Origin of the sequence: Shinella sp., from assembly GCF_035998705.1 — a bacterium.
In the GTDB taxonomy this organism is placed as follows: domain Bacteria; phylum Pseudomonadota; class Alphaproteobacteria; order Rhizobiales; family Rhizobiaceae; genus Shinella.
Genome location: NZ_DASYHH010000012.1, coordinates 43,427 through 58,269 on the forward strand (window position 1 = coordinate 43,427; position 14,843 = coordinate 58,269).

Annotated in this window: 15 protein-coding genes; 10 read left to right on the top strand and 5 right to left on the bottom strand. The window is 64.0% G+C overall.

Going from position 1 to position 14,843, the window contains the following annotated elements:
* Positions 1-21: 21 nt before the first annotated feature.
* Positions 22-798 carry an ABC transporter permease gene (locus VGN93_RS10015; protein WP_327507382.1) on the bottom strand — a complete coding sequence of 259 codons (777 nt, stop codon included), beginning with the start codon at positions 796-798 and terminating at the stop codon, positions 22-24.
* Positions 799-985: 187 nt separating this feature from the next.
* Here VGN93_RS10015 and VGN93_RS10020 point away from each other — a divergent pair, with 187 nt between their 5' ends.
* Positions 986-3,082, top strand: a complete 2,097-nt coding sequence (locus VGN93_RS10020; protein WP_327507383.1) for a 4Fe-4S binding protein — start codon at positions 986-988, stop codon at positions 3,080-3,082.
* Positions 3,079-3,954: an FAD:protein FMN transferase gene (locus VGN93_RS10025; RefSeq protein WP_327507384.1), complete on the top strand. Its 876-nt coding sequence runs from the start codon at positions 3,079-3,081 to the stop codon at positions 3,952-3,954. The genes VGN93_RS10020 and VGN93_RS10025 overlap by 4 nt, the downstream gene beginning before the upstream one ends.
* A 2-nt stretch (positions 3,955-3,956) precedes the next feature.
* On the opposite strand, the gene VGN93_RS10030 is transcribed toward VGN93_RS10025, so the two are convergent.
* Positions 3,957-4,853 carry a transporter substrate-binding domain-containing protein gene (locus VGN93_RS10030; protein ID WP_327507385.1) on the bottom strand — a complete coding sequence of 299 codons (897 nt, stop codon included), beginning with the start codon at positions 4,851-4,853 and terminating at the stop codon, positions 3,957-3,959.
* 6 nt (positions 4,854-4,859) lie between these two features.
* Positions 4,860-5,546 carry a cytochrome c-550 PedF gene (pedF, locus tag VGN93_RS10035; protein ID WP_319316421.1) on the bottom strand — a complete coding sequence of 229 codons (687 nt, stop codon included), beginning with the start codon at positions 5,544-5,546 and terminating at the stop codon, positions 4,860-4,862.
* 147 nt (positions 5,547-5,693) lie between these two features.
* On the opposite strand from pedF, the gene VGN93_RS10040 reads away from it, so the two are divergent.
* The 6 genes from VGN93_RS10040 to VGN93_RS10065 are packed head-to-tail and all read left to right on the top strand — an operon-like array spanning position 5,694 to position 10,458.
* Positions 5,694-6,881, top strand: a complete 1,188-nt coding sequence (locus tag VGN93_RS10040) for an ABC transporter substrate-binding protein (protein WP_327507386.1) — start codon at positions 5,694-5,696, stop codon at positions 6,879-6,881.
* A gap of 1 nt (position 6,882) precedes the next feature.
* The gene (locus VGN93_RS10045) at positions 6,883-7,848 is read left to right on the top strand and encodes a YVTN family beta-propeller repeat protein (protein ID WP_327507387.1); all 966 of its coding nucleotides are present in this window, start codon (positions 6,883-6,885) and stop codon (positions 7,846-7,848) included.
* 21 nt (positions 7,849-7,869) lie between these two features.
* Positions 7,870-8,328, top strand: a complete 459-nt coding sequence (locus VGN93_RS10050; protein ID WP_327507388.1) for a hypothetical protein — start codon at positions 7,870-7,872, stop codon at positions 8,326-8,328.
* A gap of 7 nt (positions 8,329-8,335) precedes the next feature.
* On the top strand, positions 8,336-9,049 hold the full coding sequence (locus VGN93_RS10055) for an ABC transporter ATP-binding protein (protein WP_327507389.1): 714 nt from the start codon (positions 8,336-8,338) through the stop codon (positions 9,047-9,049).
* Positions 9,046-9,885, top strand: a complete 840-nt coding sequence (locus VGN93_RS10060) for an ABC transporter permease (RefSeq protein ID WP_327507390.1) — start codon at positions 9,046-9,048, stop codon at positions 9,883-9,885. The genes VGN93_RS10055 and VGN93_RS10060 overlap by 4 nt, the downstream gene beginning before the upstream one ends.
* Before the next feature lie 24 nt (positions 9,886-9,909).
* Positions 9,910-10,458: a sel1 repeat family protein gene (locus tag VGN93_RS10065; protein WP_327507391.1), complete on the top strand. Its 549-nt coding sequence runs from the start codon at positions 9,910-9,912 to the stop codon at positions 10,456-10,458.
* Here VGN93_RS10065 and VGN93_RS10070 read toward each other — a convergent pair.
* Together VGN93_RS10070 and VGN93_RS10075 are read right to left on the bottom strand one after the other, a co-directional pair.
* Positions 10,398-11,078 (bottom strand): ABC transporter ATP-binding protein, encoded by a 681-nt coding sequence (locus tag VGN93_RS10070; RefSeq protein WP_327507392.1) that lies wholly within the window; start codon positions 11,076-11,078, stop codon positions 10,398-10,400. The two genes, VGN93_RS10065 and VGN93_RS10070, sit on opposite strands and share 61 nt — an antisense overlap.
* Complete coding sequence (locus VGN93_RS10075) at positions 11,050-12,024, bottom strand: ABC transporter substrate-binding protein (protein WP_327507393.1); 975 nt, start codon at positions 12,022-12,024, stop codon at positions 11,050-11,052. Before VGN93_RS10075 ends, VGN93_RS10070 begins: the two co-directional genes overlap by 29 nt.
* A 192-nt stretch (positions 12,025-12,216) precedes the next feature.
* Here VGN93_RS10075 and VGN93_RS10080 point away from each other — a divergent pair, with 192 nt between their 5' ends.
* Both VGN93_RS10080 and VGN93_RS10085 read left to right on the top strand, forming a co-directional pair.
* Complete coding sequence (locus VGN93_RS10080) at positions 12,217-13,983, top strand: PQQ-dependent methanol/ethanol family dehydrogenase (RefSeq protein ID WP_327507394.1); 1,767 nt, start codon at positions 12,217-12,219, stop codon at positions 13,981-13,983.
* A gap of 115 nt (positions 13,984-14,098) precedes the next feature.
* Positions 14,099-14,785 carry a response regulator transcription factor gene (locus VGN93_RS10085; RefSeq protein ID WP_327507395.1) on the top strand — a complete coding sequence of 229 codons (687 nt, stop codon included), beginning with the start codon at positions 14,099-14,101 and terminating at the stop codon, positions 14,783-14,785.
* The last annotated feature ends 58 nt before the right edge of the window (positions 14,786-14,843 follow it).

The window sequence follows — 14,843 nt, forward strand, 5'->3', positions numbered from 1 at the left end:
ACGGCAGATCGGCCTTCGGTGTCATGCATGGGTTGTCTTCCAACGATTCGATCGTTCCTCCCATGGCCGGATAAGCGCATGGTCCACGACCAGCATCACGCCGATGAAGGCAATAGAGTACGCAATCACATGCGCGGTCTGGAACTGTTGAAAATATAAGTGGATGCGAAAACCGACACCGTTGGACCGGCCGAGGAACTCGACGACGAGCACGATCTTCCAGATGACGGCGATGCCGTTGCGGGCGGCGACCGCCAGCCACGGCGCCAGTTGCGGCAGGACGAGATGGCGAAGCCGGTCGCGTCGTGACAGTCGTGACACCAGTGCCAGGTCGTCCAGCGCCGGATCGAAGGAATGGACGCCTTGCCGCACGGTGACCAACACCATGGCCGCCTTGTTGAGTGTTACGGCGACGATGGCCGCGACCTCGTTCAACCCGATCCAAAGATAGCAGAGCACGATCAGGACCAGCGCGGGCAGGTTCATGAAGATGGTCACCCATGGATCGGCCCAGCGGTTCAGCGCCCTATGGCGGCCGAGAAGAAAACCCAGCAGGCAACCCGCCGCCATGGCCAGGCCAAAAGAAGCGGTGACGCGTAGAAGGGTCGCCGTTAGTTCGCGCACCAATCGTCCGGACAGGGCTTCCGACCAGAAAACGCGGGCGACCTCGACCGGGCCCGGAAGCACGGTCGGGTCTGCCTTCAACGCCGCAAGCGCCGCCCAGAAAAGCCCGAACAGGCCAAGCGAAAGAAGGAAGACACCCCCTTGCAGGCGGTCTGCGAGGCTCTTTTGCGACATGCGAAATCTCCCGGACCGATCAGAGAGTTTGTCACGGAAAAGCGGGGACCGGTTTCCCCGAAAAGACAAACGAAAACAAAAGAAACCAGACCTATTCTAGCTGGCCGGTCGAACAGCCGATCCCCGACCTTGGTCGTATGGCGTCGGTTTCCCCGCGGCATAGAAATCAGGGCGGGAGGATCATGCCATGGGACGACGCTTGGCCGTGCTGGGCATTCTCGTTTTTGCCGTCTTCGTCTACGCTCGAATGGCCGCGGCCGCACCGCTCGATCGGGACGCATTGGCGGACATGATCGTACCGCCGTATGCGCTGGGCCAACAGGTAAACGACCAGGGCGTCTGGACGCTGCTGAATTCCGGCGGGGCGGAGGCAGGTTATGTTTTCGAGACCGGCCCGCTCGCGCCGCTGCCGGGCTTCTCGGGTGCGCCCATCAACATGCTCGTGACGATCGACCGGGATGGACGTTTTCTCGATGTGCGCCTCATCGCGCACAATGAACCGATCTTCGTTTCGGGCCTGGGGGAAGCGCCGTTGCGTGCATTCCTGGAACAGTACCGGGGACACTCCATCCGGGAGGCGCTTGTCGTCGGCACGCCCTATGGCGACGCCGGCAGCGGCTCCGACCTCGTCTATCTCGACGGCGTCACCAAAGCCACCGCCTCCGTTCGCATCGCGCATGAATCGATCCTTGCCGCAACCCTCGCCGTCGCGAGGGAGAAGATGCAGGGCGTGGCAAGCAGCCCGCCGGTGCATCCCGATCCGGCGATCGACGAGAAACTGGATTGGGGAGAATTGGTCGAGCGCGGACTGGCGCGGAACCTGAAGGTAACCAACGCCGAACTGGACAAGGGCTTCGCGACGACGATCTGGGCGCATGACGACCCCGAGGCGGCGGACGATCCGCAGGGCTTCTTCCTCGATCTGTGGGCGGTCGATATCGGCCCCCCGGCCATCGCCCGGGCAGTGTTGAGCGAGGAGAGTTTTACCGACCTTCAACGCCTGCTGCGCGTGTCGCCGGACGACGAGCCCTTGCTTGTCATCGATGCCGGCCGCCATGGCCTCGTCTCGTCAGATTTCGTGCGCAACACCGCGCCGGACAGGCTTGCGGCGATGCAGGACGGTCTGCCCGTAGCCCTTCGCGATGCCGACATGATGGTCGAGACAAGACGGGATGTGCCGCAGGGGACGACGATGATCCTGCGGATCGACCGCCGGCTCGGCTTCGACCCCACCCGCGACTGGACGCTCACCGCCCAGGCCGTGCGCGCCCACGGCATGCTGAAGCCGGAAATGGGCTCGGCGCACTTTCCGCTCGCCTTGAAGGCTGACCCCGCATTCTTCGTCCGTCCGGAAATGTCCGTGGCGCTGCCACCCTGGCAGGCCGCGATCGCCGATCGGAAATGGGACCTTGCTGGTCTCGGGATTCTGCTTGCAGGGTTGCTCGGCGCCGTCGGCCCCGGCATGCACCGGCTTTCCGCGCCGACGGTGCTGCGCCCGGTGCGGCTTGCCTTCCTCGGCGTGATGGTCGGCTTCGTCGGTTGGTGGGGACAAGGCCAGCTTTCCATCGTCACACCGCTTGCAGCACTGCGGACCGCCAACGATGGCGGCAGCCTGGCGGTTCTGCTTTACGATCCTTTTTCCCTCGTCATCTGGGGCGCCGCGATCGTCGGATTTGTTCTCTGGGGACGCGGCCTGTTCTGCGGCTGGCTCTGCCCGTTCGGCGCCATGCAGGAATTCGCCCATCATGCCGGCCGCCTGCTTCGGCTGCCGCAATGGAACCCCTCGCCGCTCTGGGACAGGCGGCTAAAGACAGGCGCATGGCTCTCCCTCGCCGGCCTGATCGCAGTCACCGTTCTCGCGCCCGCAAAAATTGAAATCGCCGCCGAGATCGAGCCCTTCAAGACGGCGGTCACCACGCTCTTCCAGCGCGAATGGTATTATGTCGCTTACGCTGTCTTCTGGTTGCTTCTCGCGGCAACGACGTTCAAGGGCTTCTGTCGCTACGTCTGCCCCCTTGGCGCGGTCATGGCGCTCGGTGGAATGCTGCGGACGCGACGCTGGATACCCCGTCGTGTCGAATGTGGTTCACCGTGCCAGCTCTGCCGGGTGCGCTGCCCCTACGGCGCCATCCGCAAGGCGGGCGACATCGCCTATAGCGAATGTTTCCAATGCCTTGACTGCGTATCCATCCACGACGACAAGGCCCAGTGCGTGCCTTTGGTACTCGCGCAGCGAAGGCGTGCGCCGGTTCGGGCACATGCCACGGCGGAGGTGCGGGCATGAGGCGCCGACGCTTCCTGTTCATCGCTGCGGCGGCCGCTTTCGCCGGCGGCGCCCGTGCCGGCATAGCGACCTGGCAGGCAGACATGCTGGGCGGCACGGTGCGCGTCGAGCTGCGCGGTCCGCGCGGCCTGGCCCAGGATGTGGCCGGCAAGATCGGTGACACGATTGCGGAGGTCGAGGCGGCGGCCAGCCTGTTTAAGGCCACGTCCGCCCTAAGCAGGCTGAATGCCACGGGTCGGCTGGAGAACCCTCCAACCGCTCTTGTTGATCTCCTGGGTCTGGCAGACCGGATGCACCGGGCAACGGGTGGACGGTTCGATCCGACGGTACAGCCGCTCTGGCGCGCACTCGCCGAGGGGCGTGACACCACCGACGCATGCACCACGATCGGTTGGGACCGGGTGCGCCTTGGTTCGACGGTCCGATTGGGTAATGGGCAAGCCCTGACCATGAACGGCATCGCGCAGGGCTATGCGGCGGATCGGGTGCGTCGCCTGTTGCTCGCACACGGCTATGCGCAGGCGCTCGTGGACATGGGAGAATTTGCCGCCATCGGCGGTCCGTTCACCGTTTCCATCGAAGATCCCGCCCTGGGTCCGGTCGCCACCCGTCGCCTCGCCGGAAACGCCATCGCCACCTCGAGCCCTTCGGCGATGATGCTTGGAACCGGCTTCCATATTCTCGGACCACGCGGCGAACGGCCCTGCTGGTCGACGATCTCGGTCGAGGCGGAAAGTGCGGCAGCGGCGGACGGCTTTTCGACCGCCTTCTGCCTGATGGCACCGGATGAAATTCGCGCGACACTGCGCCGTGTTCATGACATCACGCGCGTGACGGCCGTCGACGAGGCAGGAGACGTATCGACCTTCTGATTCTACCGTTTCGGCGGGGTGAAGGTCAGGCCATGCGCTGCGAAAATCCCGGCGATCCGCCCATCGGCTAGTGCATTTTCAATAGCCTCGTCAACCGCATAGGCGAGATCTTTATGCTGGAAGTTCACGCCTACGCCGACCGTCCAGCTTCCGCGCGCAAAGCCGACGAGGGGCGGCGAATGGACCTTCAGCCCGGCGTCCGGATGGCGGACGATCCCGGCCTCCAGTTCAGCGCGAGGCCCCATCGCCGCTTTGGTATCGCCCTTCGCCAGACCGTCCATCGCAGCAGCGGTTGAGCGATAGCGACGGATCTTGTCCACCGGGCCGATCAATGACGTGAGGTAGAAATCCGAGATAGCGTCGTTCTCGACTGCGACCGGATCGAACCGGAAGAACGGCGGTGTCGGCCCCTTTTCCTCGTAGTCGGCTGCGCGGTAGGCGATCGCGATGTTTTCCGTGGCGTATTGTCCGGTGAAGCTCACCTGCTCGATGCGGCAGACCAGCGCGCTGTCATAGGGCACGTGCAGCATCACGTCGCTGACGCGGCCGCCGACGGCGGCCCCCTTCCAGACATAGTTCAGCAGATCGGCTTCGAGATTCTCGCCGGCCGCAACAAGACGGAACTTCGCCTCGACGCCGAGTGCCTCAGCAATCACGCGGCCGATCTCGACATCCACGCCGGCAGCCTTGCCCTTTTCTTCGTAGGACCAGGGCGCATAGTTTTCGTAGACGGCAAACTCGATCCAACCGTCCTCGATGATCCGGTCGAACTCCCGTCCGACATCCTGCGCAAAGGTATTCTGCGGCTTGGCCTGAGGCACATAATCCTCGCAACGCGCAAAGGCGCGGCCCTGAAGGACCACGCCGATCACGAATGCCAGAAGGGCGCGGCGCAGCATGGCAGTCTACTGCGTGGCCGAAAGGCCGACGGTCAGCACCTCGGCCGCCTTCTTCCAGCTTTCGGGTTTGTCCGAGAGAATGCGCGCGGCCTCGTAGGTGACGCTGTCTGCCACCGGCGCGCCGGATGCCGTCTTCACCTCGGTGGCGATCGTTTCCAGTTCCTTCTTGATCGCCGCCGTATCGGCCACCTTGCCACTGCCGAGTTCGTCGCGGATCTCGTGCAGGCGCTGTGCATGCGCATCGAGCGCCCCGTCTTCCGGCCGCGTTTCCACATAGGTGCGGATCGCCCAGGCCGCCTTCTGGCCGAGAATATCGCCAAAGGCCGGCATCTTGGTCGTACCGTCCTGGGTGTAGCCGTGACGGAAGCGTTCGATGAACCACTCGTCGCCAACTTCCTCTGCCTCGAGGAAGCGCAAATCGGGCGCCAGACCGCCCGACACCGCGCCGAGGCCATGACAGCGCGCGCAGTTCTGGGTGTATCCCGACCCGCCGATCTCGACGGCCTTCAGCCAGACGTCATGACCGGCCTTCGCCTCGCGATAAGGGTTTTCAGCGCCCCATTCCTCGCCCACTTCCGGAAGTGCATCCGTGTTGACCGGCTGCGGCGCGACATCGCCGTGAGCGATCACCAGGCTTGTCGTCGCCATCAGGATGAATATGGCGATCCCGCCGCGAATGATATTGGCCGACATACGGTCCTCCGTCGCATTTCAAGCTGCGCATTTTGTACGGCAGCATGAGCGCGGCGGGATATGCGACCTAGGTCGCGACGGCATGGCACCAAGGTCGTATTTCGAGCCATGCACCATCCCGCCATCCTGACGGCGGGAGGATGTGGCATGACGGGAACCTTCAAAGCGGGGCGTAAGGGCGTATGCCTTGCGGCCGCGTTCATCTGCTGGGCCTCATCGGCCGCGGCCGAGATCGCGATACAGATGACCTATCTCAGGCAGGAAGTGGAGATGCCGCCGGTGCTCTCCAATCTCGACCCCGTGCCGCAGGACCGCGGCATCGCCGGCGCTGAAGTGGCGCTGACCGACACCGAAACCACCGGCAGCTTCATGGGCCACAACTATAATCTCGATCTGGTTTCGGTCGAACCGGGTGGTGATTTTCTCGCGGCCGCCCGCAAGATACTTGCCGCCTCGAAAATCATCTTCCTGGATGCCCCTCCCGAAGCAATCCTGGCAATCGCCGACCTGCCTGAAGCCAGAGGCGTGCTCCTTTTCAACGTTGCGTCCGGAGCCAAGCGCCTGCGCGACGGGGATTGCCGGGCCAACGTGCTGCACGCCATGGCGGAAGACGCCATGCGCACGGACGCATTGATGCAGGTGCTGAAGGCACGGCGCTGGACGCGCACCGTCCTCATCGTCGGCCCCAAGCCTGAAGACCGGGCCTTTGCGGAAACGCTGCGTGCCTCCGCCGCGAAATTCGGTGTCGACGTGCTTGCCTCCAAGGACTGGACCTTCGATACGGACCTTCGGCGCGCCGCAGGCCAGGAAATCCCGCTCTTCACGCAAGACTTTCCCGACCATGACGTCCTGCTGATCGCCGATGAGGCTGACGATTTCGCGCGCTATGTGCAGGATAACACCTGGCTGCCGCGTCCCGTGGCAGGGTCCGACGGCTTGCGTGGCGAAGGCTGGGCGCCGGTTCTCGAGCAATGGGCCGCCGTGCAGCTCCAGAACCGCTTCGAGAAGGCGGCTGGGCGTGAGATGGGGTCGCGCGATTACGCTGCCTGGGCGGCATTGCGCACCATCGGCGAGGCCGTGACGCGAACCAATACCGCCGATCCGGCGGTGCTTCGCGCTTTCATTCTGTCGGACAAATTTGCCCTCGACGGCTTCAAGGGCCGCAGCCTCAGCTATCGCGCCTGGGACGGACAGCTCCGCCAGCCGATGGCGGTCGTCAATGCCCGCGCGCTTGTCGAGCTCGCGCCGCTCGACGGCTATCTGCACCAGACCAATGAAATGGATACGCTGGGCCTCGACCGGCCCGAAAGCGCCTGCACTGCTTTTGGAGGATGACATGAGATTGCCCGCCCTGCTGATCGCGCCCTTGCTGGCCGCTGCCCCGCTTCAGGCCTCCGCCGGCGAAATCTGGGTGACGAATGAGAAGGACGATACGATCTCCGTCATCGACACCGCGACGCTTGAAGTGGTGCGCACCATCAAGACCGGCGAGCGACCACGCGGCATTACCTTCAACTCCGACCATAGCCGCGTCTATATCTGCGCCTCCGACAGCGACACGGTCCAGGTGATGGACCCGTCGACCGGCGAGGTATTGCATGATCTGCCCTCCGGCGAAGATCCCGAACAGTTCGTGCTCGCACCCGATGACCGGCACCTCTGGATCGCCAACGAGGACGATGCGGTTACCACGGTCGTCGATGTCGAGACACGCAAGGTCGTCGGACAGATCAATGTCGGCATCGAACCGGAAGGCATGGCCGTCTCGCCCGACGGCAGGATCGTCGTCACCACGTCGGAAACGACGAACATGGCGCACTGGATCGATACAGACAAGAAGACGATCTTCGCCAATACGCTCGTCGATTCCCGCCCGCGCCACGCCGAATTCGCCAAGGGAGGCACGGAACTGTGGGTGTCTTCCGAGATCGGCGGCACGATCACCGTCTTCGACGTGGCGACACAGGCGGAGAAGGCAAAGATCCGTTTCGAGATCACCGGCGTCAATGCCGATCTCATCCAGCCTGTCGGCTTCGAATTCACGCCGGACGGCAAGACGGCCTTTGTCGCACTTGGCCCGTCCAACCATGTGGCGGCGATCGATGCCGATACGTTCGTCGTCGAGAAATACATCCTCGTCGGCCGGCGGGTCTGGCACCTCGCCTTCTCGCCGGATCACACCCAGCTTTTCACCACCAACGGCGTTTCCGGCGACGTCACCGTCGTCGATGTCGCCACGCTGGAGCCGGTGAAATCCATCAAGGTCGGCCGCTTCCCCTGGGGCGCGGCGACCCGGCCATAAGATTCGAAGAGGAGGAATACGATGAAGAGAGCAATTCTGCTGGCGATCGCGCTGCTCGCCATGCCGTTCACGGCACTTGCGGATGATGACGACGATGCGCCGGCCGAGACGGGCATGGGTCTTGCCGGCGTCCTGTCGAAATCCAATCGAGAGGCGCTGCCGGAATTCACGCTTTCGGCAGGCCAGCCGATCTCCAAGGGGCAGTTGACGCTGAAATCCGGCAAATACTACACGCTGGAGATCAAGGCGGACGGCAGCCAGGAACTGGCGCTGGAAGGTGCCGGTTTCTTCCGCGCAGTCTGGGTCAACGAGATCGTGATCGAGGGTATCGAGATCCGGCCGCTCGGCATCGATTCCATCGAATTCGACGAGGCGGGCAAAGCGGAAATCAGCTTCATCGCCATCAAGCCGGGCAGCTACTACCTCAAGATTCCCGGCAGCACCGGCGATACGCAGCAGGTTGCCATCACCATAGAATGAGCAGGCCATGAGTGGATTGACCGTAGAGGGCATCAGCCACGACTGGGGCGCGCGGCGTGCGCTCGACGGCGTGTCTTTTGCCGTTGAGCCCGGCCGATTCTGCGCCCTTCTCGGGCCGAACGGCGCCGGGAAATCCACGCTGTTCGGCATGCTCACGCGGCTCTTCACCCCGCGCACGGGGCGTATCGTCGTTGCCGGTCACGACATGGCCCTTGCGCCCCGCGCCGCCCTCGCCCGAATGGGCGTCGTCTTCCAATCCTCCACCCTCGACCTCGACCTCAGCGTCAAACGCAATCTCCTGTATTTTGCGGCCCTCCATGGGCTTTCCGGGCGGGAAGCGGAAATCCGGTCCATGGCGGTACTCGATCGGCTGGGCATGGCCGAACGCGCCGGAGAGAGGACCGCGAAGCTGAACGGCGGCCACCGTCGGCGCATGGAGATTGCCCGCGCCCTGCTTCACCGGCCGGAAGTTCTGCTGCTCGATGAGCCCACGGTCGGGTTGGATGCCGCCTCACGCGCCGCCATAACGCAGCATGTGCACGATCTCGCCTCGCAGGGGCTGACAGTCCTCTGGGCGACCCATCTGGTGGACGAAGTGCGGCCGGGTGATCGCCTTGTCATTCTCCATCGCGGCAAAGTGCTGGCCGATGGAGAAGCCGGTGCCATCGGAGGCGCCGATCTGACGACCCAGTTTCTCGCAATGACCGGGGAGCCGGCATGACGGATACGCTTCCTTCCATCGAGGCCAAAGCGACGAGTTTCCTCGGGTCGCACCCCTTCGTCGCGCTGCGAGCGATCCTCCATCGCGAGGCATTGCGTTTCCTTGGCCAGCGCGGACGGCTGATCGCCGCGCTCGTGCGGCCCCTCGTCTGGCTCTTCGTCTTCGCGACCGGTTTCCGGGCGGCACTCGGCCTCTCGATCACGCCGCCCTACCAGACCTACATTACCTACGAGATCTATATCGTGCCGGGGCTGGTCGGCATGATCCTGCTGTTCAGCGGCATGCAATCCTCGTTGAGCCTCGTCTACGATCGCGAAATGGGATCGATGCGGCTTTTGCTGACAGCACCTTTGCCACGCTGGTGGCTGCTGTTCTGCCGGCTGCTCGCCGGAAGCCTGATCGCCGTGTTCCAGGCCTATGCCTTCCTCGCCATCGCGGCACTCTATGGTATCCGGTTTCCCTGGCAGGGCTACCTGGCCGCAGCGCCGGCGATGGCCGCCGCCGCCATGATGCTCGGGGCACTCGGCCTGCTGCTCTCCTCCTTCATCCGCCAGCTCGAAAACTTTGCGGGCGTGATGAACTTCGTCATCTTTCCGATGTTCTTCCTGTCTTCGGCGCTCTATCCGCTGTGGAAGATGGCCGAGGCCTCCCCGCGCCTGCGGGATCTCTGTGCGCTCAACCCCTTCACCCATGCGGTCGAGCTGATCCGCTTTGCCCTCTATGCCAAGGGCAACATGACCGCCCTTGCCGTCACCCTCGCGGCTTTCGTCCTTTTCGGCCTCGTTGCCGTCTGGGGTTATGATCCGGCCCGAGGCCTGGCCGCACGCAAGGCCTGACCGCCGACCATCAAGGAGAACCGCATGCGCCTCACCACTCTTGCCGCCGGCCTTCCGCTGCTTTTCCCGAGTGCTGCGCTGTCGCAGGCAGATGCGGCGGCGGGCGGCACGCTCAACCCGGAAGAGCTCACGCTCAATCGGGTCATGAAGGATGTCGCGGAGGGGCACACGAGCATGACCATCTGCGCGACCGGCTATTACATGACCAAGTCGGGTCGCCATGCGATGGCGCGTGAACTTTTCGAGCGTTGCGCGGCCGCCGGCTGGACCGGGGCGATGACCTGGATGTCGCAGCTCGACGATAACGGCCTGGGAGGCATCGAAGACCCGGATGCCGCCGCCGAATGGGACCGCAGGGCCGCGGAGGCCGGCGATCCGGTCGGCAAGCTGAACTACGGGCTCGACCTGATGCGCGGCCGCGGGGTTGCGGAAGACCGTGCGCTCGGCCGTCGATACGTCGATGACGCGGCCCGTAGCGGCCTTCCCACGGCAAAGCGCTTGCAGGCGAGCGACTACGATCTCGACGTGGTGACGCCGGACGCCGACAACTGGAAATACGCACCGGCATTCTGATCCGCTTCGACGATCCGCGCCGGGCGCCCCTCGAGCCGTAAAGTACGGGCGGCGAGCCGCTCGGCCTCGGCATGCACATGCGTGACAAGAAGGGTCGCACATGGTCGCTTCGCAATAAGCCGCTCGAAAAGCCCCATCATCTCCGAGGCGAGCGCCGGGTCGAGACTGACGAACGGTTCGTCCATCAGCAGGAGATCGGGTGCGCATGCGAAGGCACGCGCCAGCGACAGACGGCGCTGCTGCCCAAGGGAGAGCATGCCGGGAAAGCGATCTGCAAGCCCCGCAAGCCCTACATCCTCAAGCCAGCGCTGCGCCTCCTCGCGGGAAATGCGGGCAATGATCGTCAGATTGTCGCGTGCGGTGCGCCATGGCAGAAGCACCGGCTCCTGAAAAACCATCGCGAGCCGCTCGGTCGCCCTGCGCCGCCCGACAAAGCCGCGATCGAGGCCGGCGGCGACGCGCAGCAGCGACGTCTTGCCGACACCCGACGGGCCGGTCATTGCCACGGTCTCGCCCGGCGCCAGCGAAAACATCATCGGGCCGAGCACACCGCCCGGCCCGCCGCGTTGAAGGTCGAGCGTGAGGACGGGCTCAACTGCCGGGGTGGTGGAAGACGCCATCGGGCAGCTCTTTCAGGTCGCCGACCAGATCGGCACCGCCGAATTCGGTCATGATGGCAAGCATGCGGGCAGCAGCCTTTTCGTCCACCGCACCCGGGCTCGGCGTGCCGGCGAGGAATCCCGCTTTCAGGGCTTGAAACTCTGCCTCGGTTTCTGCATGCATCATCGGCCGGATGCGCTCCCAGGCTGCCGGGTCGGAGGCAAGTTTGTCCTTCGCGGCACGGGACGCCGCCGCGATCGCCTCGCCAAGCCCCGGATGCGTCTCCAGGACCTCCCCGCGCACCACGTAGCCGATCAGCGGTGTTTCCGGATCGAGCCCCAGTGCTGCGACCGCGTCATCGACGTTAACAAGCGTTCGCATGCCCGCCGCCTGCATGCGGGCACCGAAATTCCAGAAATTCAAGGCGCCCTGTACCTCTCCGTCCAGCGCGGCCTTGTAGATGAGCGGCGGCGCGCCGAAGACCTGTTCGGTCGATCCGGCCAGATCGAAATGCTCGACCTTGCGGGCATAGGCGCGCAGAACGAGCCAGCTCTTGTCGACCGGACTGCCGGCGACGCCGATCTTTTGTCCTTCCAGGTCGACAAGAGACTTGGCTGCGCTGTCCGCCGGCACCATCAGCCCTCCGACAGCGCGTGAATAGGGGATGAAGACGACATCACGTCCGGCCGCACGCTCCCGCGCCACCCATAGCCAGTCGGAGACGATCGCATCCACCTCTCCGCCGACAAGCGCGATCTGTGCCGCGGGGGCGCCGGCGATGTCGGTTACCTCCATCGAAAACCCGTTCGCTTTGTCGAGACCATAGTGACGGATCGTGTCGACCTCCCAGTTCACGGTTCCTGAAAGCTGGAGCGCAACGCGCACGACGGGTGTTTCGGCGCCCGCCGGCAGGGCGGACAGAAGTGCGGCGACCGCCGCCCCGGCAAGCGCTCTCATGATCGTCATCGGCTTCCTCCCCTTAATCGGGCGATGCTATCCACCGCGTGGGCGGCCCGATATACGACCTATTGGGGGGTTCTGCGGGGCTTGGGAACGCGGGCATTACGACCAAGGTCCAATTCATCCGGCGGAAGAGTCGGCAGATGATCCACACCATGGAGCCCGCATCCATCTGCGGGTACGGAGTGGGAGGATACTATGAGGAGTCTCGTTCTGGCCGCTGTTGCGGTCATTGCCTGTGCGAGTGCGGTACAGGCCGGCGTCACGGAAGAGGATCTCGCGAAGGACGCCGAAACCGCCGGCGACGTCCTGACCAACGGCATGGGGCGCGGCCTGCAGCGCTTTTCGCCGATGGAAACGCTGAACACGAAGAACGTGAAGAACCTGCTGCCGGCCTGGGCGTTTTCACTCGGCGGCGAAAAGCAGCGCGGCCAGGAAAGCCAGCCGATCATCTACGACGGCATGATGTACATTACCGGCTCCTACAGCCGCCTCTATGCCATCGATGTCAAAACCGGCAAGGAAGTCTGGCAGTACGATGCGCGCCTGCCGGAAGGCATCCTGCCCTGTTGCGACGTGGTGAACCGCGGTGCGGCTATCTTCGGCGATAACATCTACTTCGGCACGCTTGACGCCCGCCTCGTCGCATTGAACCGAAAGACGGGCGATGTCGTCTGGAACAAGAAGATCGCCGACTACAAGGAAGGCTACAGCTACACCGCCGCGCCGCTGATCGTGAACGGTCTCGTCGTCACGGGCAATTCCGGCGGCGAATTCGGCGTTGTCGGAGAAGTGCAGGCACGTAATGCCGAAACCGGCGAACTCGTCTGGACCCGTCCGGTGATCGAAGGTCACATGGGCACCCTCAATGGCAAGGAAAGCACGATGACCGGGACGCTCAACGCGACCTGGCCGGGCGACATGTGGAAGACCGGCGGCGGCGCGACCTGGCTCGGCGGCTCCTACGATGAAGACACGAAGACGCTCGTCTTCGGCGCCGGCAACCCCTCGCCCTGGAACAGCCACCTGCGCGGCGCCGGCAAACCGGTGGACGGCAACAAGGGCGACAACCTCTATGCGGCATCGCGCCTCGGCATCGATCCGGCAAATGGCGAGATCAAGTGGCATTTCCAGACCACGCCGCGCGAAGGCTGGGATTTCGACGGCGTCAACGAGGTCGTGCCCTTTGTCGACAAGGACGGCAACAAGCGCTTTGCGACAGCCGATCGCAACGGCTTCTTCTACGTCTTGAACCGCGAGGACGGCAAGTTCGTCTCCGCCCATCCCTTCGTGAAGAACATCAGCTGGGCAAAGGGCATCGATGAGACGGGCCGCCCGATCTACAACGAGGACAACCGCCCGGGTGATGCCGCTGCTGCCGCCGATGGCGCCAAGGGCCAGCAGGTCTTCGCCGTTCCGTCGTTCCTCGGTGGCAAGAACTGGATGCCGATGGCCTACAGCCCGAAGACCGGCCTGTTCTACGTTCCCTCCAACGAATGGGGCATGGACATCTGGAACGAGCCGATCAGCTACAAGAAGGGTGCGGCCTATCTCGGTGCGGGCTTCACCATCAAGCCGCTCTTCGAAGACCATATCGGCAGCCTGAAGGCGATCGACCCCAATACCGGCGAGATCAAATGGGAATACAAGAACGGCGCGCCGCTCTGGGGCGGCGCGATGACCACCGCCGGCGGCCTCGTCTTCTTCGGCACGCCCGAAGGTGACTTCGTCGCCCTCAACAATGAGACCGGCGAGGAACTCTGGAAGTTCCAGACCGGTTCCGGGATCGTCGGCCAGCCGGTGACCTGGGAACAGGACGGCGAGCAATATGTCTCGGTAATTTCCGGCTGGGGCGGCGCGGTTCCGCTCTGGGGTGGGGAAGTGGCCAAGAAGGTCAACTATCTCAACCAGGGCGGCATGGTCTGGACCTTCCGTCTACCGAAACAACTTGCATCGCTGGACTAGGACGTGGGCCGGGCGGAAACGCCCGGCTTCCCGCTTTTTGCACAGGCCCAAAAAACGCCGATGAAGACGGACGAATTCGATGCTAAGCTATCGCCAGCCCTTTCGGGAATTTCGCATGATGCCAATTCCAGTCCCCGAGAAACACGTACGCACGCTGAAATCGGCGTTGATCGTCGATGATCACCCATTATTTTGCGATGCGCTGGCGATGACGCTCACCGGCTCGGTCGGCATTCCCGACATCGAAGCCGTCGGAACGCTGGATGCCGCACTTACAAGACTGGAGACCGGCCCCCTGCCCGATGTCGTGGTGTTGGATCTCAATCTTCCCGACGTCAACGGACTGGACGGGGTGGTGCGCCTGCGCCGCGCGCTTCCCGAAACGCCGATCGTCGTCGTGTCATCGCTCGACGAGATCCGCGTCGTGCGGGCTGCGCTGAAGGCCGGAATCAACGCCTTCGTGCCCAAACATGCCTCGCGTGAAGAATTTCGAGAAGCCTTCGCCGTCATCGCACGCGGCGAAGTCCACGCAAGCCAGATGGCGCTGGAAGCCGCAACACCCACGCCATCGGAGGAAGCCGTCAAGCGACTGTCGCTGCTGACGCGCCAGCAGGCGCGCATCCTCCAGCTCGTCTGCGCCGGCCGCATGAACAAGCATATCGCCTATGAGCTCTCCATCGCGGAAACCACCGTGAAGGCGCATGTGACAGCCATCATGCGAAAGCTCGGCGTGCAGACGCGCATGCAGGCGGTGCTCTTTGCGCAAGAGGCAAGTTTCAACGTCATGGCGGCCGACGCCTGAACGCAATCCGCGCTGGCGCTTGCCCGCGCCAGATGCTCTAAACTGAACGGCGGGGGAA

Bases quoted from the DNA above. Each gene is read 5' to 3' on its own strand.
- VGN93_RS10015 (WP_327507382.1), bottom strand. From the start codon at position 798: ATGTCGCAAAAGAGCCTCGCAGACCGCCTGCAAGGGGGTGTCTTCCTT.
- VGN93_RS10020 (WP_327507383.1), top strand. From the start codon at position 986: ATGGGACGACGCTTGGCCGTGCTGGGCATTCTCGTTTTTGCCGTCTTC.
- VGN93_RS10025 (WP_327507384.1), top strand. From the start codon at position 3,079: ATGAGGCGCCGACGCTTCCTGTTCATCGCTGCGGCGGCCGCTTTCGCC.
- VGN93_RS10030 (WP_327507385.1), bottom strand. From the start codon at position 4,853: ATGCTGCGCCGCGCCCTTCTGGCATTCGTGATCGGCGTGGTCCTTCAG.
- pedF (WP_319316421.1), bottom strand. From the start codon at position 5,546: ATGTCGGCCAATATCATTCGCGGCGGGATCGCCATATTCATCCTGATG.
- VGN93_RS10040 (WP_327507386.1), top strand. From the start codon at position 5,694: ATGACGGGAACCTTCAAAGCGGGGCGTAAGGGCGTATGCCTTGCGGCC.
- VGN93_RS10045 (WP_327507387.1), top strand. From the start codon at position 6,883: ATGAGATTGCCCGCCCTGCTGATCGCGCCCTTGCTGGCCGCTGCCCCG.
- VGN93_RS10050 (WP_327507388.1), top strand. From the start codon at position 7,870: ATGAAGAGAGCAATTCTGCTGGCGATCGCGCTGCTCGCCATGCCGTTC.
- VGN93_RS10055 (WP_327507389.1), top strand. From the start codon at position 8,336: ATGAGTGGATTGACCGTAGAGGGCATCAGCCACGACTGGGGCGCGCGG.
- VGN93_RS10060 (WP_327507390.1), top strand. From the start codon at position 9,046: ATGACGGATACGCTTCCTTCCATCGAGGCCAAAGCGACGAGTTTCCTC.
- VGN93_RS10065 (WP_327507391.1), top strand. From the start codon at position 9,910: ATGCGCCTCACCACTCTTGCCGCCGGCCTTCCGCTGCTTTTCCCGAGT.
- VGN93_RS10070 (WP_327507392.1), bottom strand. From the start codon at position 11,078: ATGGCGTCTTCCACCACCCCGGCAGTTGAGCCCGTCCTCACGCTCGAC.
- VGN93_RS10075 (WP_327507393.1), bottom strand. From the start codon at position 12,024: ATGACGATCATGAGAGCGCTTGCCGGGGCGGCGGTCGCCGCACTTCTG.
- VGN93_RS10080 (WP_327507394.1), top strand. From the start codon at position 12,217: ATGAGGAGTCTCGTTCTGGCCGCTGTTGCGGTCATTGCCTGTGCGAGT.
- VGN93_RS10085 (WP_327507395.1), top strand. From the start codon at position 14,099: ATGATGCCAATTCCAGTCCCCGAGAAACACGTACGCACGCTGAAATCG.